Here is a 21,736-nt window from a genome sequence, read left to right on the forward strand (position 1 = left end):
CCCGAATCATCTTCCCATCTGTGTTTATCAGTGTTTATCTGTGGCTCAATTCCTCCCCCCGTCCCCATCCGCGTCATCCGTGGTCGTAACTCTTCTTCCCCCCGTGGTCCTCCCCATGGTTCCAATCTGACTTCCCGTCCGTGGCTCCTCCCCCATTTCGCCGCGAACACCTCCGCGTTCGCCTTCATCAGTGCCGCCGCATCGACCCCTTGCCCCTGGAACGTCCGGCTGCCGTGGTGGTGCACGAACAGGTCGCGGGCCACCGCCAGCGTGAAGCCGGCCTGCCTGGCTCGCTCGGCCAGGTCGTCGTCGTCGAAGAACCCCAGCCCGAAGCGTTCGTCGAGTCCGCCGACTCGGTCGTACACCGCCCGCTTCATCAGCAGGCAGAAGCCCGACAGCTTGGCGGTAGTGAACCACTCGCCCCGGTGCTCATCCCGCCAGCGCCCCGCGAAGGCGTGCATTTGGTCCAGGTCCGCGTACGTGACGTGTTCGACGAGCTGCGGCGGCGAGGCATAGTTCGACATCGGCCCCGCCATGCCGATCGTCTCGTGGGAGTCCGCCAGGGCGATGAGCTGCTCCAGCCAGCCATCCGTGACCACCGCGTCGTTGTTCAGCAGGACGAGGTACGCCCCGCGCGCCCTCGCCAGCCCCTGGTTGACCGCCGCCGGGAACCCGCGGTTGGTCGCGTTGCCGATCACCGTGACGGGGACCGAGGCCCCATCGACCACGCCCGCCAGGTACAGGTGCGTGCCGTCCGTCGATCCGTTGTCGATCGCGATGATCTCGTACGGCCGCCTCGTCTGCCGGATCACCGCGGCCAGGCATTGCCGCGTGTAAGCGACCTCGTTCCAGCAGGGGATGATGATCGACGTGAGGTCAAAGGCGATCATACGGATGACGTCTCATATGTGACAGGTCTCAGACGGGGCATTGAGTCTTCCCAGGCTGTGCAGAACACCGACAGATATCAGAATGACCCCCTGCGGCCTCCCCGGCAGACATCAGAATGACCCCCTGCGGCCTCCCCCTGCGGCCTCTGAATGGCGGTCTTTTCTGCCTTCGGCCCTACGTCTCAGGCAATACCAAGTAAGCAGGACCGCCCCGAATAAGAGTACAAGAAGACCATATGCAAATCGTCTCATAACTGGTAATATCGCAGGCGATGCAGATGCTGTTGAAGAGGTCTCGATTTGCGCGTGCTTCAACATTGATTTGCAGATCTTTCGATATGCCCCGAAACGCGGAGACCATCGATCTACAACGTGATAGATGCCATCTTTCACGCCCTCGAGTACAAAATGCTCCCCATCGAGTCCAAGATCATCAATCCTTGTAGGCATCCTCCAAAAGGAGGCTTCTTCCGACTCTTCGACAAGTCGGTTCCATAAGCTAAGTTCGCCCTCAACACTCTTTCTATAAGCGATTTTTCCAATATCATATCCGCCATATCCATCGAGTTTGATTATTTCCAATCGCACCTTCTTGTCCGAAAATTGAATACGAACTGATATAGGCGGACCCGATGTTGGCAGCCACAATAGCCGAAAAACAGCAATGGAATTGTCGACCCTAGCTAGTTTCCAAAGAGATTCTTCATGCATGGCCTCAAGTGCATCAGAGTATCGTTGATCTATCGCTTGACTGATATCCGCCGCACCATTCCTGTAGCCGTCCAGCACAAAAACTCCGGGCGGAAAATACCTTGTCCGTGCACCTTCCGTTCCAGTTTGACATTCGCTTGTCGAACACAACTCCAAGCTTGAAAACAATATTAAGAAAAGTGCTCGTGATCGCATTACATCATAATCCCTAGAGTACTTACCGATCGGAGCACAGAGAGGTTTGAAGAGCTCTAACACAACGACGCTATTAGGTCGTTGAAGCATATCAGTGCGCAATCGAGGGAGGTCAGCGCCCAATAAACCTCGGCTCGACGCTCAGTTCGGATACGGAGTTTCCTCTAGCGGGGCAGCCGCGACAGGTTGCGCTCCACGACCCAACCGATCTTGCCCAGTCCGCTCCCACGCGGCGTATTCCGTCGCGCGATTCGTGGCTCGATCCCGCGGCGTCGCAGCCGTTGCCGGTGCGACTCCGAATCATAACCGCGATCGACGTAGACATCCTCCGGACGACGGCGGGGGCGGCCCGGCTTACCTCCTACCGGCGGGATCGGGTCGACCAGCGGTTCCGGTTCCTTGACGTCGGGAACGTTGGTGGCGGTGACTGTCGCGGCCAATGGCGTCCCCTTGAAATCGATGATCTCGTGCTGCGTATTCCGTCGATCCACCCGAGAGGGGCCGGTCTTCTCCCTGCCTCCTAGGGCCCGGAACGAACGACTATCGACCGACACCAGCGACCATTCCAGTCCATCGGCCCCATTCAACTCGGCGAGGAGCACTTCACGCAACTCCTGCCGGTTCCCGGCCTCGTGCCAGTCGCGAAGCCGCCACCAGCAGGTCTTGTCGCTGCCGCAGCCCATCTCCTGCGGGAGCAACTCCCAAGCGACCCCTGTCTTCAGGTCGAAGAGGATAGCGGTCAACGTCTTCCGATCATCAACCGGCTTGCGGCCCGGATATCGGAATCGACGAGGCTTGGGCGCGGGGAGCATCGGCTTGATCCGTTCCCAAAGTGCAACGGGTAGCAGGGGCTTGGCCATGGCCGGACCTCCGGAATTGGTCTAATTGATCAACACGCGAAGGGAGTGGCGACTGCCGCTTCCTGTTAGGGTTTCTTACTGTGGAAACCCGGATGGAGTCGATGGCCCTGATAGTCCCCCACGCCGTGACGGAGGACCAGAGCAAAATACGCCGACTTCCGATATGGTTATAAGCGGTATTCCATGCATGTTTGCCCAGTTTTGATCATCCGGGCTTGGTGTAGGGATTGTATACCCCTTACCCTTGTCAGAAGGTTTTGGATTCGGCCAACCAGGCGGACTCAAGAACGGATGTGTATGAAATACGCCGATAAGAACATATCCTGGAGGCGCAGTTGGAGGGACGCTCATGTCCATGTGTCTAGAACTTCCTGGGTCGTCTGGATCATAGGGTCTTGGTGTAGCAGGTATAATTAGCGTTTGATCATTTGGACCTTGGAATATCCAGCCGCCCTCTTCATGTGGGAATGCAGGGTCTTGCAGTGAATTGCGCCATGCAATAATATACTGCATTCGCACGTCCGAGAGGTAGTTGAGCTCACATCCACTAATCGCTGAGCCTGGTGGTCTTTTCGGTAGGTTACCTTGCCCACTCATCGGTGGCAACGGAGGATACTTGATCGGCGACGCGATTGGCTTGGCAGGTTTCGCTTGAGGCGGTGGAGAGCCACCGGGACTAAACGGAGTCGGTAACACGCCATAGCCCGGTCCTACCCCAATCTGGAGTCCAGATCGATCGCTGAAAGTTACTGGACTGTTAACGACATAACGCTGCTGATTGCTATCACCTGCAGAAAATCCAACTGGATCTTCACTCATCCACATTCCTGGCCTCGGATCCAGTGCCCGATAGACCGCCAGATTCAACCCCGTCGCCGTATCCCTCTCCAACCCCCCAAAACCCACCAGCCTATCCCCATTCGCCGGGCTGGACTCCGCGAGCTGGTTTCCATACGCCCCGTAATCGACATGGTCGATGATCGCCCCGGTGTTGTCAATCAAATCCCGGACGGTCCCCAGGCGATCGGCCAGATACCAGGCGACGGTCCCCACCTGGTCTCGCGCCAGGACCTGATCGACGGCCGCGCCGATGCCCTGCAGGTACCGCGTCGTGGGAGTGGTCGAGCCGCCGGTGAAGTCCATGACGGGGGAGTATCCGTCGTAGATCGTGGCCGTCGTCACGCCTCCCTCCGTGCGGCCGATGCGGCGGTCGAGGGCGTCGTACGTGAAGGTGGCCAGGGGCGTCGTCACCCCGCCGACCTTGCTGTCGACCTCGACCAGGCGGTTGCGGTAGTCGTACTTGTAGATCGTCTGGCTGCCGTCGGAGATCTTGGTCCGGGTGGTCTCGTTGCCCTCGTTATCGAACGAGTAGTTGTACGTGCCGTCGGTCGAGATCCGGTTGTCGGTGCCGGTCGAGTAGCCCGAGGAGTTCCGGTTGCCGTTGGTGTCGTAGCTGAAGGTCTCGGACGAGAATGAGCCGTTCGTGTGCGACACGCTCGTGAGCTGGTCGTTGTTGGTGTAGCCATACGTCACGGTGTCGGTCGACGAGCCGGAGGCCCACGTCCGCACTTCCTGGGTGACGCGGTTGGCCGCGTCGTAGGTGTAGGCGTACTGGACGCGGGTCGTGCCGCCGGAGGTGGTGTCCGTGATGGTCGTCACGCGATTGCCGGCGTCGTAACCGTACGCCGAGGTCTGGACCTTGGTGGACCCGGTGAGGTCGGAATAGCGGGTGATCGTCGTCATCCGGCGCGCGTTGTCGTACGCGAAGTCCACCCGCTTGGAGGAGATGCTCGTGCCGGACTGGGTGATCGTGACGACCTCGTTGCGGGCGTCGTAGGTGTAGCTGGTCAGGCCCCCCTTGCTGTCGGACAGGCTCGTCCGGTTGCTCGCCGCGTCGTAGCCGTAGGTCAAGGTCACCTGCGGCAGGCCCGTCGTGCCGGAGTCGTCCACGGTGAGCAGCCGGTTCGCGTTGTCGTAGGTGAAGGCGTCCTTGCTGGCCGCGTCCTGGACCTGCGTCATCCGGCCGGCGGCGTCGTAGGTGTACGTCACGGTGTTGGTCGCGGTCCCGCCGCCGACGGGGATCCACTTCTCGGTCACCTTGCGGTCGTCGGCGTCGTAGGCGTACTGATAGATCCGGCCGTTGCGGTCGGTCTTGCCCGTGACGTTGTCCATCAGGTCGTAGGAATAGGTCGTATTGTGGTTGAGCGGGTCCACCACCGTCGTGACCCGATTGGCGCTATCGTATTGATACGTGGTGCGATTATTGACGGGGTCCGTCAGGCTGATCAGTCGGTCCCCGGCATCGTACGCATAGGTCGTCGTCCCGCCGCCGGTAGGCTCGGTCTCGGTGAGCTTGTTGTTGCGGGCGTCGTAGGAATAGCTGGTTGTGTGATTATTGGCGTCCGTGACGGTCTGGACGTTGCCGTTGTTGTCGTACGTGTAGGACACCGTGTGATTGTTGGCGTCCGTGACGGTCTTCAGTCGATTGAGTGCATCGTAACTGTAGTTCGTGGTATTTCCGTTGCCGTCCTTGAAGCCCGTGAGATTGCCGTTGTTGTCGTAGGTGTAGGTGGCGACCTGCGTCCAGGTCACGTAGTACGACCCGCCGCCGTAAAAGTACTTGATCGGATCCCATTCGCCCGACCGCCTGCCCAGCAGGTCGTAGGAATAGGTGACCATGTTGTTGTCGGCATCCTGATAGGCGGTCACCTCCCCGTCGGCGTCGTAGGTCCAGGTGACGCGATGGCCCAGGGCGTCGGTCGTCCCCGTCATCCGGTTGACGTTGTCGTAGGCCATCGTGACGGCGTGGCCCAGCGGGTCGGTCACCTGCGTCAGGTTGCTCGCCGAATCGTAGGCGTAGCTGGTCGCGTGGCCGGTCCCCTGGTTGACCGGGTCGACCACGGCCGACAGGCGATCGCGCGAATCATAAACATAGCTCGTGGTGTGATTGTTGGCGTCGGTGACGCTCGTCAGGTCGCCGTCGGCGTCGTAACGGTAGGTGACCGTCTTGCTGGCCGCCGCCTGCACGGGGTTCTGGGAGGTCAGGACTCGCCCGGCGTTGTCGTACGTATACGTCGTCTTGTTCCCGTTGCCATCGGTGACCGAGGTCACGTCGCCCGCGCTGTTGTACGCGTACTTGACCGTCGGCGATCCCGATCCCGGATAGGCGATCGTGCCGAGCCGGCCGTACGAATCATAGGAATACGTCGTCGTGTTCCCGTTGCGGTCGGTGTCGGTGAGCACCTGGCCGCGCGAGTTGTAGGTGAAGTCCTCGTGGAGCGTGTCGGGGTCGGTGCGGCGGGTGACGTTGCCGTGGCTGTCCAGCGTCAAGGTCGTCGTCTTGCCGTTGAAGTCGGTGATCGACGTGGGGATGCCGTAGATCGTGTTGTAGGCGATCGTCTCCGTCTCCGTGACCACGTAGGGCGAGTTGCTGACGACCCGCGTGATCGAGGTCACGTTGCCGAGGTCATCGTAGGTGTACGTGACGCGGCGGCCCAGGGGGTCGATCGTGGCGACCGGGAAGCCCCGCCGGTCGTAAATCGTGGACGTGATGGCGCCCGTGCTGTCCGTGACGGCCGAGGGGTGGCCCATCCAGTTGAAGGTGATGGTCGTGGCGTGGCTATTCGCGTCGGTCACCGCGCCCTGGTAGCTCGACGAGAGCGTGCCGCTGCCGCCGTAGGCGACGAGCCCGCGGCTCTGGGCCCCGGTGACGCCGGCCGTGGAGGTGCCGTCGAAGAGGGTCTCGCTGGCGAACTGCCCGAAGCCGTTGTAGGTCACCGTGGCCGTGTGGCCGTTGGGATTGGTCTCGCTCGTCATCCGGTGGTTGGCGGGTGTCGAGTAGCCGTACTGCGTCGTCGCCAGGTCGGGGTCCACGAACTGCGTCAGGTTGTGGCTGGCGTCGAGCGTCACCGTGGTCACCCGGCTCGCCGGGTCGGTGATCGTGGCCAGGTATCCCGACCCGTTGTAGGCGAACGTCGTCCTCAACCCGACCGGGTCGGCGACGTACTGGAGGGCGCCGGCGGCCGCGCCGGAGGGGACGTAGCCATACGTGTAGGCGTTGCCGTTGCGATCGGTGACCGATGTCTCGCGGCCGGAGGAGTCGTACTGGATCACGGTGCCGTCGGGGTAGCTCCGCGTCCAGGTCCCGTTGACGTTGTGGACCAGCGTGGACGGGTTGCTCGTCGGCCCGCGAAATCCCGGCGACGCCACGTTCCCGAGGAACGGAGCGACGGCGAGCATGGTCCCCGAGTAGGCCCCGATGGCCACGCTCTGGGCGGGGAGGAACTGATTCGTGGCCGGGTCCGGCAGCAGGACCTCGAGGTTGCCCGAGCCGTCGGTCAGCGCGATGCCCGGCTTGCCGGTGCCGTTGAAGTCCGCGGCGACGACGTTGCCCGGAGAAAGCGCCGCGTTGGTCCCGACGGCGTAGATGATCCCGTAGCCCCAGGTCCCCGAGGACGAGACCGGGACGATGTCCAGGTAGGTCGTGCCCGAGGTCCCGTTGGAGACGGGCACCGCGATCTCGAGCCCCGCGTCGGCGCCGTTGAACGTGCCGGCGACCAGCCCCAGCGTCGCCGTGCATGCCTGGCCGACGGTCTGATAGGTCGAGACCGACGTGAAGGTCCCCGTCCCGCTGCCTCCCAGGAGGTCCAGCGCGATGAATGGCTGGCCGATCTCGGTCACGTTGCTGTTCCTCGCCTCGGCCACGAGGTCCGTCTTCCCGTCGGAGTTGTAGTCGGTCGCGACGACTCCGAATGCGGTGAAGCCCGAGGGGAGCGTGGGGCTGGTGCCGGTGGTGAACGTCCCGCTCGTCGATGCCAGGAGCACGACGACCGCCCCGTCGTCGCTGGTGAACGCCAGGTCGGTCTTGCTATCGCTGTTGAACCTGGCCGCGACCATGGAATCGGCCGTGGTGCTGGAGGCCGTGCCCGCGCTGATGGTCGAGGTCGTGGGTCCGGAGAAGGTCCCCGAGCCGCTCCCGGTGTAGACGGCGATGGAATAGGAGCCCGAGCCGCTGGAAGGGCAGAGGAGCACGGCGAGGTCCAGGACGCCGTTCCCGTGGCCGGTGAAGTCGCCCACGGCCAGGGCCTTGGCCGTCTTGCCCGAGGGGAGCGTGATCGAGGTCGCCGTGCCGAACCCCCCGGAGCCGTTGTTGATTCGGATGGCCAGCGTGCTGCCGGCGACCACCGCCAGGTCCGGCTTGCCGTCGCCGTCGAAGTCGCCGGCCACGGCCCCGGCCGTGGTCGCCGAGCTGATCGACGCCGTCGGGAACGCCCCCAGGCCGTTGTTCGCCAGCACCTGCGCCGTACTCGTCCCGCCGACGACCGCCAGATCCTGGTACTTCGCCTGGCCGTTGTTGTAGACGAAGTCGAAATGCTCCATGCCGTTCTGGCCCTGAGTGACGAGGGCCGGCCCGCCGGACGAGACCTGGGCGACCTGCTGCAACCCGCCGACGCTCCAGCCGGACCCCAGCGGGTCGCTCATCGCGTTGACGACGTTGACCTCGCCGGCCACCTGGAAGCTCACGGAGGTGATGTACTCGATCCCGAAATTCTCGGTGATCGACATGACGTAGGGATAGATGCCCGTCGGCAGGGAGGTGGCATCGACCTGGAGGGGGATGTTGTACGTGGTGGAGTCGAGCAGGCCGGTCGGTGTCGCGAACGAGACCGCGGAGCCCTGTAACACGCCAGCCAGAACGACCGTCGCGTAGACCGAGCTGATGCTCGCCGCGTCGCCGTTGGGCGGCGTCGTGAACAGGACCTGCACCACCGGCTTGCCCGTCGCCTGCCCGGAGTTGTATTGCAGGTCCAGGCCCTGGGACTGGCCGAGGGATTGATAAGGGACGAGCTCGTGATCCTGGTAGTAATCGCCGCTGACGAGGCTGGCGTCGGAGTTCAGGGTGACACCCGCCGGGCTCGACCCGGCGACGGCCGCGCCCGAGGGCGCCGCGCCGCCGGTCGGGGCGGCACCTGCCAGGGCGATGCCGGTCGGAGTGGTCCCGCCGGTGTTCCCGGCCGGGGCCGCGCCGTTCGCCGGGACCTGGCAGTCACACTGCTGGGCGGTGGTGGACGGGCCCGGGCCCCAGCTCACCATGAGGCAGCCGGTGAAGCTCAAGGTCTGGGCGCCCAGGCTTTCGACGGAAAAGGAGGATGTCGATGCCTGGGTCAGCGACGCATGCCCGAGGGTGACGGGGCCCTCGGAAGTCATGGTCGCGCCGTCGTCCGAGACGACCATGCGGCCGGTGACGTCGTGGCCGCCCGTGAGCATGTTGACCGTGTAGAGGTTCAGGACCGCGCCCGGGCTGTAGCCCTGGGCGTTCGGCAGCGTCAACCGGACGGGGGCGGTGAGGTCGGCCCCGCTGACCTTGTAGAGGATGGTCCCGCTCCGCGTCCCCTCCGGCATGTGCTGCGCCGACAGCGCCGCGGAGAGTTCCGCGGTCGAGACCATGCCGGCGACGGGCCCTGACTCGATCCCGTCGTCCGAGGACATCCGGATGTCGAAGCCGGGCATGGCCGACGTGGTCATGTCCGTGATGCCGGTCGCGAGGTCGGTGGCGAACGAGTTCGGCGTGGACCAGTCGATTTTCGGCAGGATCAGGGGCGCCGTGATGACGTTGTTCACGCCCGCGTAGGGCGAATGGCCCGCGAGTTGCGCGACAGGCGCGGTCAGCGGCAGCCGGTTCGCCGCCGTGGCCTTCGATCCCCCCACGGAGATCGGCCCGGGATTGATCCCGATGCCCGCCAGGGTGAACGCGCCGTCGGCGTCGGTGACGGCTTTGGCGTCATCGATCGAGACCGGCATGCCGGCGAGCGGCCGACCATTCTCGTCCACCACGCGGCCGGAGACCTCGGTGGAGGGCGCGGCGACCTGCGCGGCCGTGAGCGAGAACGCGATGTTCGCCGGAGCCTGCCCTCCCTGCACGGCGACGTTGAAGTTGTACCGGCCGTCCTGCCCCGGCGCGGGGGAGAAGACCAGCTCGCCCGTCTCCCGGTTGAAGGTCATGTTCGCGGGCAGGGGCTGCGGCGTGATGATGTACGCCGACCCCGAGACGACCGCCGCCGCGGCGAGATTCACGTCCAGCGTGTCGCCCACCAGGACCGACCGCGCGACCGGGATCGTCGGCACGGGCTGGGCCGTCGAGCCCGAGGGCTGGGGCTGTGTCGGGATCGTGGTTGTCGTCGTGGTCGTCGCGCCGGCCGCCGGTGGAGTCGCCGCGATCGTGCTCGCGGAGGTGGGACCGATCGGGTCGGGCTGGGGGATCGGGACCGCCCCCGCATTGGTCGAGGTGACCAGCCCCGCCAGGTGATGGGCCGACGCATACCGCGGGTGCTGCTTCAGCTCGCGGACCAGGCTGGCGGCCCAACCGTGCCCATGGGCGTAGCCCGCGTGCCGGCGAAGCTCGCTCCCCAGGCCGACGAGCCCGAGCCGCGACGCCGTCCCCGGCGACCGTGCCAGCCCGCGGGCGAACGCCTCCAGCGACGCCCGCGACTGCCCGGCCTGCTCGAGGATCTCCGCGAGCCGCGCCGCCTGCGCCCCCTTGCCCCCCGCGCTCATGAGCTGGCGTGTTTCCAGCGGCTCGATTTGGAGCTTGATCGGGGCTCGGCGCGGACGGCGATCCGGACGCTTCATGGCGCGACTCCTGGGATGCAGGCGCAACGATGCGGAGGCGATTGGGTGCGATGCGATGCGGGATCGACGATTCATCGCCCGCCCGGACGAACGCCCGGCGGCGCGATCGAGGGGAATTGCAGAGCCCTCTATAAGGAACCCTGCCAAAGCCGCCCGCGGGCGCTCAATTTTCCGACGCTTTTCATATAAATGCGGTGTTTCATGCGTGCTGACCGCATTATTCTAAAAGATATCCAGGCATTCATGAGGGCATCTGGTGCGTGTCTGGCGGCCTCCAGAGCGCCTCGAACGCGGCGAGTCCTGCGTGGAGCCTACGCCCCACGGTGCTGACGGATAGTCCGGTCCGGCGGGCGATCTCCTCGATGGTCAGTCCCTGGAGGCGGCCCCGGGCGATCTCGCGCCAGGATTCATCGCGGAAGAGGTCCAGGAAAAGGGCCTCGAGATCCTGGGCGCGAGCAAGCTCCTCTGGAGTGGGGTGCGGGTCGGCCAGTTCCTCGGCGACGTCGTCGAGCTTCGCGGTCGTTCGCGCCGGCGAGCTGTACTGGAAGCACGGACCGTTTGGGGATTCGTCGCCGGGGCTTCCTCTCGGGGATCGTCCTGAGCCGCCCCGGCGGAGGGCTGTGAGCGATCGCCGGATACTGAGTCCTTCGATGTTGACCATCCCCCAGACAAGGCCGTCCGGGTCGCCATGGTCGCGGAGGAGGCCCCGGCCGTCCTCAACCGCCAGGACCAGGTCCAAGAGCACCTCGACGGCGATATCCTCGCCATCGGGCTCCGCCCCGCCACGGACGCCGAGGAGCCAGAGCCTGCGATCGGCGGTCCTCGCAATCGCGCGGAATGCCTTCCTCAGGGCGGGTCCGTCGGTCAGTTGGCCTCGCTCGACCAGGTCCGCGAGGACCGTGCGCAATGCCTCATTCGCGCGACGACCTCCGCCGTCGCGCGAATTCTTGGTGCTCGACATGTCGTACATCACCCAGGATCCCGCCCTCGGAGGCGGGCGCTCCGCCGGGCCCCCGGCGCGGGTTCCTCCGTGCCGCCGGCAAGGTCATGGGCTTCCCGAGGTGTCGATCAGGTGCGCGGGCCTTGGACCGAAACACGCCAGGGATTTCCAGTTTGTTTTTCGTGAAGCCGGCTTTTTGCAAAAAAATGCGATTTTGGTTCCGGCTAGCGATGCTGGCCTGGTTCGGGACCGGAGGAGGGGCCACCGTCCGGCGGATGATTCCGATCCGGCGGATTCTGCGGATTGATGCGGGATGAAGGGCGAGAAATTCCTCCGGAGCCATGACAAAAACCGCGAGACATGGCGCACTCTCTCCATAGAGGACCTTATCCGCGCCGCGTGTGCGCGCCGGGGGTGAGCCAGCGAGGCTGGTGGGGAGCTGCCGCGATGACGAGCGGCCCCGATGATCGAAGGGAAAGAGCCGATGCCGGCCGATACCACCGCGCCGGTGATGGCTCGCTCCTCGCGCCGGCGACGATCGCGGCTGCCTTGATGGCGTGCGAAGTCCGAGGGGTGGGCGTGGCGAGCGGATCCACTCGCAACCTCGAGGGGGCGAAGCCAAACGAAAATCGCGTCCAGAATATTGCCACGCAAAGACTTGCGTTGAGTCCTTCGAAGCAGCCTGCGCGACGAGCGAAGCCAAGCCGAATCCGTGGAGTCGGAGGGAGGTCGCGGCCGATGCCCCGTGATCGCGGCGGCGGCGAAGGCCCGCCGGCCATGGGGTCGCCTACATTCATCCGTGGCAGGTCCAGACTCTACGAGTTCGAAAGCTCGAAAAGTCCTCTGAGCTGGGGCTTCATTTTCCGCGGCCGTGATGATACAATCCGGGTTTCCCCATCCGACGAGGACGTTCGTCGATCCGCTCGACGTCGCGATGGGTTGCGAATCACGCCGATTGAGGACGGGGCGCCGCGGAGGGACCGTCGGCACGGCTCCGGGCCCCCAGGGAGAGTTGCGGGATGTACGCGATTATCGAGGACGGAAGCCATCAATTTCGGGTCAAGGAAGGCGACTACGTCCGGATGGACCACCGCTCCGGCAAGTACGGCGATGAAGTCGTCTTCAGCAAGGTCCTCCTGATCGCGGGGACCCCGTCGGGCCCCCTGATCGGTGCCCCCGAGATTGCGGGCGCGCAGGTCGTTGGGACCATCGTCGATCACTTCCGGACCAAGAAGATCATCATCCAGAAGTTCCGTCGCCGCAAGAACATGCGTCGTCGTCGCGGGCACCGTCAGGCGTACACGACGGTCCTCATCAAGTCGGTGACTCCGGGCTGATCTAGCCGCTTCGTGCTTAGCTGAATTTCCCAGCTTGTCTGAACCGCTCCAGTTCGCCGATAATCGGTGGGGGCGGTTTTTTCATGCGCCGCGCCGCAGGATGGGAAGGTTGGGCCGTGGCCCGGAACGGGACCTGGAGGGAGAATCGGGGAGGACTCTGGGGATTGATCGGGGGGTATCGGCCCGACCCGAGATATCGCTCCTTCGACTCCGAATGTTCCGTCGCGGACGGGGAATGAAAAAGGTCTCATAGTAGAGGGACGGGGCCGGTCGTGGTGCATAATCGCGTGCCCGAGAGGTCGTGCCCGTCGCCTGGCCACCGCCCCGGCCTTCGCGATCCGATCGAGGACACGGACTGAGTTCGATTCCCGTCGAGGCCGGGAGCGTGCCCGCGCCAGGACGAGTCGCGAAAGCGCGAAAGACTCGCTACGGGACTGCACGAAATCGGCCGGGAACGCCGAGCAGACTTGACGAAATGACACCTGGACTTTTGGACACAGTAAGGCTATAATGGGTGCCCGAATCGCCGGCAAGAAGGCTGGGGTGGGGCACCGGATCAGACAGGGAGTTCGGCTCATGGCGACAGCAGGGGATCGGGCGAGCTTGGCGGCTCCCGCGGGGCAGGGGCAAGAGGGAGCCGGGCCGGAGACGGCCAGGGACCGCGGGCGGAAGCGGTCGGGCATGGAGGTCCCTCGCGTCTTCAGCACCGAGGGGGCCAGCCCGTTCGACCTGGTGGAGTGGGATCTCCGCAGCGCCGAGATCAAGGACGAGCGCGGCCGGATGATCTTCGAGCAGGTGGACTGCGAGATCCCCAAGTCCTGGAGCCAGCTCGCCACCAACGTGGTCGTCAGCAAGTACTTCTACGGGGACGTGTCCGGCGGCAACGGCTCGCCCGGCGAGGGGAAGCGGGAGTACTCGGTCCGCCAGCTCGTCGACCGCGTGACGCGGACGATCGCGGACTGGGGCAAGGCCGACGGGTATTTCGCCACCCCGGAAGACGCCGACCGCTTCTACGACGAGCTGACGAGCCTCTGCCTCAATCAGTACGGCTCGTTCAATTCCCCGGTCTGGTTCAATGTGGGGCTCTATCACCAGTACGGGGTCAACGGCCCGGCCAACAACTGGAAGTGGGACGAGGAGGCCCGCGCGGTGGTCCGCGTGAACAACGCGTATGAGACGCCGCAGTCCTCGGCCTGCTTCATCCAGAGCGTCAGCGACGACATGGAGTCGATCATGAAGCTGGCCCACAGCGAGGCCATGCTCTTCAAGTTCGGCTCCGGGACCGGCACCGACCTGTCCACCCTGCGGTCGAGCCGCGAGAAGCTCTCCGGCGGCGGCAAGCCGTCGGGCCCGGTCAGCTTCATGCGGGTGTACGACGCCATCGCCAGCGTCGTCAAGTCCGGCGGCAAGACCCGCCGCGCCGCCAAGATGCAGACCCTCAAGGTCTGGCACCCGGACATCCTCGACTTCATCGAGTGCAAGATCAAGGAGGAGGCCAAGGCCTACGCCCTGATCCGCGAGGGCTACGAGGCCAACTTCAACGGCGAGGCCTACAGCTCGGTCCTCTTCCAGAACTCCAACCTCTCGGTCCGCTGCTCCGACGCCTTCCTCAAGGCCGCCGAGGCCGACGAGGACTGGACCACCCGCACGGTGACCACCGGCCGCCCGTCGCAGACCTACAAGGCCAAGATGCTCCTCGACAAGATCGCCGAGGGGACCTGGCTCTGCGGCGACCCGGGCATGCAGTACGAGGACACCATCCAGCGGTGGCACACCTGCCCGAACACGGCGCCCATCAATTCGTCCAATCCATGCGTGACGGGCGAGACGCTCGTCAGCACGGCGGAAGGCTACCGGCGGATCGCGGATCTCGTCGGCGGGGAGGCGATCCTCGTCGATCGTCATGGCGTCCGCCGTCCGATCGATCGAATCTTCCCGACGGGTCGGAAGCCGGTCTACCGCCTCACGACGGCATCCGGCTACCAGCTCCGCCTGACGGCCGATCACCGGGTCTTCACCGTCAATCGCGGGGACGTGTCGGCGTGCGAGTTGACGAAGGACGATCGGATCGCACTCAATCCGGTCGGATTCGGCAGCGACGACCTGGACGTCGAGATGGCCGAGGTCATCGGCCTGATGCTCGGCGACGGCTGCATCTCGCGGTCGCCACGGGACGGGGAGCCGATCACCACCCTCACGATGGGGTCGAACCTGGAGTCGTCCATCGTCGCCGACGTCCGCGATCGCCTCAACCGGTTCAAGGACGGGCATGCCGACGGTCGTACCCGCCGATCGATCGAGGTGGGCGAAGGTGGGATCGCGACGGTCTCTCGTCTCTCGACCGGCTCGAAGTCCGTGGCCCAGATCCTCGAGCGCTATGCGGTCCTCGACCGCGGATCGGCGGGCAAGCAGCTCACGGACGCGGCCTTCGGCCTCGAGCGGGCCGCGGTCGCCGGCCTGCTCCGCGGGATCTTCACGGCCGATGGCTGCGTTTACAACTACGGCACCAAGAGCCAGTCGGTCAGCCTGGACTCGGTCTCGCTCGACCTCCTGCGGCAGGTCCAGCTCCTGCTCCTCGGCTTCGGCATCAAGGCGAAGATCTACGCCGATCGCCGCGTCGGGCCGCTCGTGAGCGTCCTCCCGGACGGCAAGGGCGGGGTCAAGGAGTATCCCGTCCAGCAGGTGCACAGTCTGCGGATCAGCCGCTCCTCGCGGGTCCGCTTCGAGAAGGAAATCGGCTTCTGGGCCGGCAGCACCAAGCAGGCGAAGCTGGAGCTCTTGAACCAGACGGTTGCCGCCTACGCCGACCGCATGGACGATCCGGTGGCCTCGATCGTCTACGAGGGCGAGGAGGACGTGTTTGACCTCACCGAGCCGGCCACCAGCCATTTCGGCGCCAACGGCCTGGTCGTCCATAACTGTTCCGAATACATGTTCATCGATGACTCGGCCTGCAACCTGTCGTCGCTGAACCTGATGAAGTTCGTCCGCGAGGACGGGGCCTTCGACGCCGAGAAGTTCCGGGCGGCGGTCCGGATCTTCATCACGGCGCAGGAGATCCTGGTCGACCACGCGAGCTATCCGACGGAGAAGATCGCGGGCAACAGCCACAAGTTCCGGCCGCTCGGGCTGGGCTATGCGAACCTGGGCAGCCTGCTGATGTCCGCCGGCCTGCCGTACGACTCCACGGCCGGGCGGTCGCTGGCCGCGGCGATCACGGCCATCATGCACGGCCAGGCGTACCTCAGCAGCGCCGAGCACGCGGGGAACGTCGGGGCGTTCGAGGGCTTCGCGATCAACCGCGAGCCGATGCTGAAGGTCATGGAGATGCACCGCGACGCGGCGCTCGCCATCGACGGGTCCGCCCCGGAGGACCTCCGCAGGGTCGCCAACGAGGTCTGGGCGGAGTGCCTGGAGCGGGGCCGCAAGCACGGCTACCGCAACAGCCAGGTGACGGTGCTGGCCCCCACCGGCACGATCGCGTTCATGATGGACTGCGACACGACCGGCATCGAGCCCGACATCGCGCTGGTGAAGTACAAGTCGCTGGCCGGCGGCGGGATGCTCAAGATCGTCAATCGCACGGTCCCGATGGCGCTCGCCAAGCTCGGCTACGACGAGCCGGGGATGAAGCGCATCCTCGACCACATCGACGCCCACGACACGATCGAGGGCGCGCCCGGCCTTGCCGACGAGCACCTGCCGGTCTTCGACTGCGCCTTCGCCCCGCCGCAGGGGGGGCGCAGCATCCACTTCCTGGGCCACATCCGGATGATGGCGGCCGTCCAGCCGTTCCTCTCCGGCGCGATCTCGAAGACGTGCAACGTCCCCAACGAGGCGACCGTCGAGGACATCCGCAACGCCTACCTGGAGGGCTGGCGGCTGGGCCTGAAGGCCATCGCCATCTACCGCGACGGCTCCAAGGGGAGCCAGCCGGTCAATACGAAGTCGGACGCGAAGGAGGAGGCGAAGAAGGAGGCGGTCGCGGCCGCCGCCCCGGCCCCGGTCGCGGCCCCGGCCGTCGTGCCCGCTCCGGCGCCCACGCCCGCCCCGGCACCCGCCCCGCATGTCGTCTATCAGCCCCGGCGGGAGCGGCTGCCGCACACCCGCAAGAGCGTCACGCACAAGTTCGACATCCAGGGGCACGAGGGCTACATCAACGTCGGCTTCTACCCCGACGGCCGGCCCGGCGAGCTCTTCATCACCATGGCGAAGGAGGGCTCGACGATCGGCGGCCTGATGGACGTGCTCGGCACCTCGATCTCGATCGGCCTCCAGTACGGCGTGCCGCTCGAGGTCTTCGTCAACAAGTTCGCCCACAGCCGGTTCGAGCCGGCCGGGTTCACCAAGAACCCGGACATCCCGATCGCCAAGAGCATCGCCGACTACATCTTCCGCTGGATGGGCATGGAGTTCATCCCCGGCTACCGCGCGGCGAATGCCCCCCAGCGCCCCGGCGACGACCACGACCATGACCACGACAGGCCGGCCGCCGAGGTGAAGGTCAACGGCCATCGCACCGCGACCATCGCCGACCTCGAGCATGCCGAGGCCGTCATGGGGGCCAAGATCCTCCAGGATCCGGTGCCGGCCTCGGCCCCACCGCCGGCCGTCGTGCCCCTTTCCGTGCCCGAGGGCCTCAGCGAGCAGGATCGCCAGTTCGCCCACTTCCAGAGCGACGCCCCCGCCTGCGACAACTGCGGTGCGCTGACCGTCCGCTGCGGCACCTGCTACCGCTGCTTCAATTGCGGCAACAGCATGGGCTGCTCCTGATCGGATCGGGCCCGAGCCCGTGATCGGTCGGCCATGATTCCGCAAGGGCCGCATTCCTCGACCGGGGCATGCGGCCCTTGTTTCATGGGCTCCGGCGCCGAGAATGGAGTGGAGAGGAGGACATCCTCATGGCCACTTCACCCCCATCGATCCCCTCGACGGTCCCGACCCGCTACTGGCACGTGCTCGAGGACGGCCGCGTCCAGTGCGACCTCTGCCCGCGATTCTGCAAGCTGCACGAGGGCCAGCGCGGGTTCTGCTTCGTCCGGGCCCGCGAGCACGACGAGGTGGTGCTGACGACCTACGGGCGCTCGAGCGGATTCTGCATCGACCCGATCGAGAAGAAGCCGCTGCATCACTTCCTGCCCGGGACGCCCGTGCTCTCGTTCGGCACGGCGGGCTGCAACCTCGGCTGCAAGTTCTGCCAGAACTGGGACATCTCGAAGTCCCGCGAGACCGACACGCTGGCCGATTCCGCGAGCCCCGACGTGATCGCGCGGGCCGCCGAGCGGCTCGGCTGCCGGAGCGTCGCGTTCACCTACAACGACCCGGTCATCTTCCACGAGTACGCCATCGACGTGGCCGAGGCCTGCCATGCCCGCGGCATCAAGGCCGTGGCCGTGACCGCGGGCGAGGTCTGCGCCCAGCCCCGGGCGGAATTCTACCGCGTCATGGACGCCGCCAACGTGGACCTGAAGGGCTTCACCGAGCGGTTCTATCGCGACGTCTGCGCCGGCTCACTCCGGCCCGTGCTCGAGACCCTGACGTACCTGAAGCACGAGACATCGGTCTGGTTCGAGCTGACGACCCTGCTGATCCCCGGCGAGAACGATTCCGATGAGGAACTCGACGCCATGACCCGCTGGGTCGCCGAGGAGCTCGGCCCGGACGTGCCGATCCACTTCTCGGCGTTCCACCCCGATTACCGGATGCTCGACCGGGCGAAGACCCCCGTCGCCACCCTGCGGCGAGCCCGGTCGATCGCGATCCGGAACGGCCTGCGGTATGCCTACGTGGGCAACGTCCACGACCCCGAGGCCGACAACACGCGCTGTCACGCTTGCGGCCATCTCCTGATCGGCCGGAACTGGTACAGGTTGACCGCCTGGGAGCTTTCCCCCGAAGGACGCTGCCCCCAATGCGCCACGCCCTGCGCCGGCCGCTTCGAGCCGACGCCCGGCTCGTGGGGACCGCGCCGGCAGCCGGTGCGGCTGGCGGATTTCGGCTGAGTGGCTCGTCGGCGGGGGATGGCTCGCCGTGGCTCATCGATTCCAGAGGGAGCTGAACCAGGGGATTTGCCTCGCCGCCCTCTCCGAGTGACGCCGAGCGGCCCGCCGGCTCCGCTCGGCGGCGCGTCCCCAGATCTCGGCCTGCTCGAGCCAGGAGTGGCCGGGTCCGTCGTTCGAGTAAGGGCAGATCTTGAGGTCTTCGGAGGCCTTGTCGTCGAGGTCCCACGCCGCTCCCTCGGCGGCTCGCCTGCGGCACCGCTCTGCCCGAGCGGCCATGAGATCCGACTCGGCCAGGCACAGGTCCTCGACGAACCCCTCGCTGCTCACGATCGCGGCGTAGATCGGCCGCATCCACCAGACGTGGACGGGCCACAGAGCGAACGCAAGCAGCGCGACAGCGACGACCATTCCCCGGATCGTGAACCGGACGCGGAGGAGTCGTCGCCAGTCGAGCGGGGGCGACTCCATGCTCGGCCTGATAGGCGGCCCACCGCGCCTTGATCAAGGCGACGAGCCAGGCCGCCAGGACGAGGAGGGCAAGCAGAGCGAGGACGACCAGCCCCGCCTCCTTCAGAATCGCCGTGAGGATGATCACGACGAACCACCAGAGGCCAGCCCCGGCCGTGAAGGCCACGGAAGTGAGGAGCTCGCTGATCGCGAATATCAGGGAGATCGGCTCTCCGACGGTTCGCCGGCGCAGGAGGACGAGGTAGGTCCGCATCACGGTCGGCACGACCAGGCCGGCGAGGAAGACGCCCGGCCAGGCCTCGCTCCCCACGGCCACGAAGCAGAGCGAGGTCAGCACGACGCCCAGCAGGACCGGCGTCGAGGTGAACGTGGAGCCCGGCACGTCGTTCCCCTTTCGCGAGCGGTCGGCGGCTCGCTTCAAGCAACGTATCGGAAGCCGATGGCCCTGGCTAGCGTTCATTCCGCCTTGGCGTGATACGCTGGAGTTCATTCGGAACCTGAAGTGCATGCGGTCGTCACTCGGAAGGCCCGACACGAGCCCCGGGGCCCGTGGGTCGATCCTGGTGGCGGCCAACCGGTGGAGGAAGCGATGAACCTGGTGATCCATCCCGCGGTCGAGCTGGATCGGCTCGACGTCCTGCGGCACGCGGCCCCGGGGGCGACGTTCGTGAACGCGGCGACCGCGGACGAGGCGGAAGAGGCCATGCCGGGTGCCCATGCGTTCCTCGGCAAGATCACCCCGGGGATGCTCGCCCGGGCGGATCGGCTCCGATGGGTCCAGGCCTTCACGGCGAGCCTGGAACATTACATCTTCCCGGCGCTCGTGGACCACCCGTGCGTGCTGACCAACACCCGCGGCCTCTTCGGCGACGTGATCGCCGACCAGGTGATGGGGTACGTCCTCTGCTTCGCGAGGAACCTGCACGTCTATGCACGGCGGCAGCTCGAGCACCGGTTCGAGCCCGAGGGAGGCTCCGAAGCGCGGGTGACCTTCGCGGCGGGCCCGGGCGTGGTCAATGCGATGGACCGCGCCACGATCTTCCTGCCGGGGGCGGCGATGGGGATCGTCGGCATGGGGGGGATTGGTTGCGAGATCGCACGCCGGGCCCGCGCGTTCGGCATGGCGGTCCGCGGCGTCGACCGGCATCCGGATCGGGTGGAGAGGCCGGAAGGCGTGGAGCGGATCGACGGCCTGGACGGGCTGCCCGATCTCCTCGGCTGGAGCGACTTCGCGGTGATCGCGGCGCCCCACACGCCGGAGACGGAGCGGCTGTTCGACGCCCGGATGCTGGGCTTCCTCCGTCACGGCAGCTACCTGATCAACGTAGGTCGAGGGGCGATCGTGGTGCTCGACGACCTGGTGGCGGCCCTGCGAGGGGGCATGCTGGCAGGCGCGGCGCTGGACGTCTACGAGGTGGAGCCCCTGCCGGCGGATCATCCGCTCTGGGACTTCCCGAGCGTGATCCTCACGCCGCACACCGCCGGCTATTCGCCGGCGATCGCGGGGCGGCACCTGGCGCTCCTGGCGGAGAACGTGGGGCGGTTCGTCAGGGGAGAGGATCTCCTCAATCGGGTCGACAAGACGCTCTGGTTCTAGCCGGGGCGGCCTCTCGGCCGTACAATCCGCAAGGATTGATCGATCCGCATTTCAAAATGCAAGAGTCTTTTGCCAGGAATCCGCACGGCTTCCCGGCCCGGGGGGTGGACGATGCGATGGCTATCGGGACGGCGACGGGCGGCCTTCACGCTGATCGAGCTGCTGGTGGTGATCGCGGTGATCGCGGTGCTGATCGGCCTGCTGATGCCGGCGGTGCAATCGGCTCGCTCGGCGGCGCGGCGGGCCCAGTGCCAGAACAACCTCAAGCAGCTCGGCGTCGCGCTGGCGTCGTACATGAGCGGCCATAACGTCTTCCCGATGAGCGCGGTGGCCGGAACCGGCCGCGGGATCAACCAGTCGTGCTTCGCGCTGATCCTGCCCGAGCTGGAGCAGCGCCCGCTCTACGCGGCGTACAACTTCTCGCTCGAGAATTTCGACCCGTCCAACCGCTCCGTGGTCGGCACCCAGATCTCGACGTTCCTCTGCCCGGAGTCGCCTCTCGAGCAATCGCCGCTCGCGGCCGAGAACGTCGTGCGATTCGACGGGACGAAGTATCCGGCGGGGTCGGCCTTCGGCCGGTGCAATTACGCCGCCAACTGGGGCGGGAGCCAGAACACGCTGGGTAAGGACTTCACCCAGGTCAATGGGTCGTATCGCGGCGTCATGGTGACCGTGAAGGCGACCGGCCCCAAGGGCCCGACCACCTGCTTCCGCAGCCAGGACATCCGGGACGGCATGTCCAACACGATCTCGGTCGGCGAGAAGCGAGACAGCCAGGGCTGGGACGTCGGCGGCTACGCCGGCAGCGAGTTCGACGTCGCGACCTCGCCGGATCTGCTCCAGTCGGCCGCGCCCGAGCAGAAGAACGATCCCCTCCTGCAGAAGGTCTTCTCGGGCTCGTTCCACGCCGGCCAGACGCATTTCCTCTTCTGCGACGGCTCCGTGCGTCCCCTCCGCACGAGCGTCAACAAGGCGACCTGGTACGCCCTGGTGACCCGCGACGGCAAGGAAGTCGTGAACGGGGATTCGTACTGAGGAGGACGAGCCCGGCACGGTGAATCACGGCCTCGTCGCGCGGCCCATGTCTGCGCCTGGCTCGGCCGGAGC

The 21,736-nt window shown here is 65.9% G+C and carries 10 protein-coding genes and 1 pseudogene; 5 read left to right on the forward strand and 6 right to left on the reverse strand.

The window, feature by feature from the left end; translation table 11 throughout:
• From G6O54_RS33470 to G6O54_RS33490, 5 genes and pseudogenes are all read right to left on the reverse strand, one after another.
• On the reverse strand, window positions 1-890 hold an 890-nt coding region (locus G6O54_RS33470), incomplete at its 3' end, for a glycosyltransferase family 2 protein (protein ID WP_165234104.1).
• A gap of 111 nt (window positions 891-1,001) precedes the next feature.
• Window positions 1,002-1,679, reverse strand: coding sequence for a hypothetical protein (locus tag G6O54_RS33475; protein WP_165234106.1), 678 nt, complete (start codon window positions 1,677-1,679; stop codon window positions 1,002-1,004).
• A gap of 173 nt (window positions 1,680-1,852) precedes the next feature.
• Window positions 1,853-2,656: pseudogene (locus G6O54_RS33480) on the reverse strand (IS5 family transposase).
• 75 nt (window positions 2,657-2,731) lie between these two features.
• Complete coding sequence (locus G6O54_RS33485) at window positions 2,732-10,285, reverse strand: FG-GAP-like repeat-containing protein (protein ID WP_165234108.1); 7,554 nt, start codon at window positions 10,283-10,285, stop codon at window positions 2,732-2,734.
• A gap of 241 nt (window positions 10,286-10,526) precedes the next feature.
• Entirely contained in the window at window positions 10,527-11,246 is a 720-nt protein-coding gene (locus G6O54_RS33490; RefSeq protein WP_165234110.1) for an RNA polymerase sigma factor, read from the reverse strand.
• A gap of 998 nt (window positions 11,247-12,244) precedes the next feature.
• Between G6O54_RS33490 and rplU the strand changes: the two genes are divergently transcribed.
• From rplU to amrS, 3 genes are all read left to right on the forward strand, one after another.
• A complete protein-coding gene (gene rplU, locus G6O54_RS33495) occupies window positions 12,245-12,562 on the forward strand; it encodes a 50S ribosomal protein L21 (protein WP_165234112.1) in 318 nt (105 codons plus the stop codon).
• A 681-nt stretch (window positions 12,563-13,243) separates the two neighbouring features.
• On the forward strand, window positions 13,244-17,335 hold the full coding sequence (locus G6O54_RS33500) for a ribonucleotide reductase barrel domain-containing protein (RefSeq protein ID WP_165234121.1): 4,092 nt from the start codon (window positions 13,244-13,246) through the stop codon (window positions 17,333-17,335).
• A 128-nt stretch (window positions 17,336-17,463) separates the two neighbouring features.
• Window positions 17,464-18,564, forward strand: a complete 1,101-nt coding sequence (gene amrS / locus G6O54_RS33505; protein WP_165234114.1) for an AmmeMemoRadiSam system radical SAM enzyme — start codon at window positions 17,464-17,466, stop codon at window positions 18,562-18,564.
• Window positions 18,565-18,597: 33 nt separating this feature from the next.
• On the opposite strand, the gene G6O54_RS33510 is transcribed toward amrS, so the two are convergent.
• Entirely contained in the window at window positions 18,598-19,032 is a 435-nt protein-coding gene (locus G6O54_RS33510) for a hypothetical protein (protein WP_165234116.1), read from the reverse strand.
• Between the two features lie 589 nt (window positions 19,033-19,621).
• Here G6O54_RS33510 and G6O54_RS33515 point away from each other — a divergent pair.
• Window positions 19,622-20,629 carry a D-2-hydroxyacid dehydrogenase gene (locus G6O54_RS33515; RefSeq protein ID WP_165234118.1) on the forward strand — a complete coding sequence of 336 codons (1,008 nt, stop codon included), beginning with the start codon at window positions 19,622-19,624 and terminating at the stop codon, window positions 20,627-20,629.
• Window positions 20,630-20,740: 111 nt separating this feature from the next.
• On the forward strand, window positions 20,741-21,664 hold the full coding sequence (locus G6O54_RS33520) for a DUF1559 domain-containing protein (protein ID WP_165234124.1): 924 nt from the start codon (window positions 20,741-20,743) through the stop codon (window positions 21,662-21,664).
• The last annotated feature ends 72 nt before the right edge of the window (window positions 21,665-21,736 follow it).

The sequence above is a fragment of the Aquisphaera insulae genome, from assembly GCF_011064615.1.
GTDB classification, from domain to species: Bacteria; Planctomycetota; Planctomycetia; order Isosphaerales; family Isosphaeraceae; genus Aquisphaera; species Aquisphaera insulae.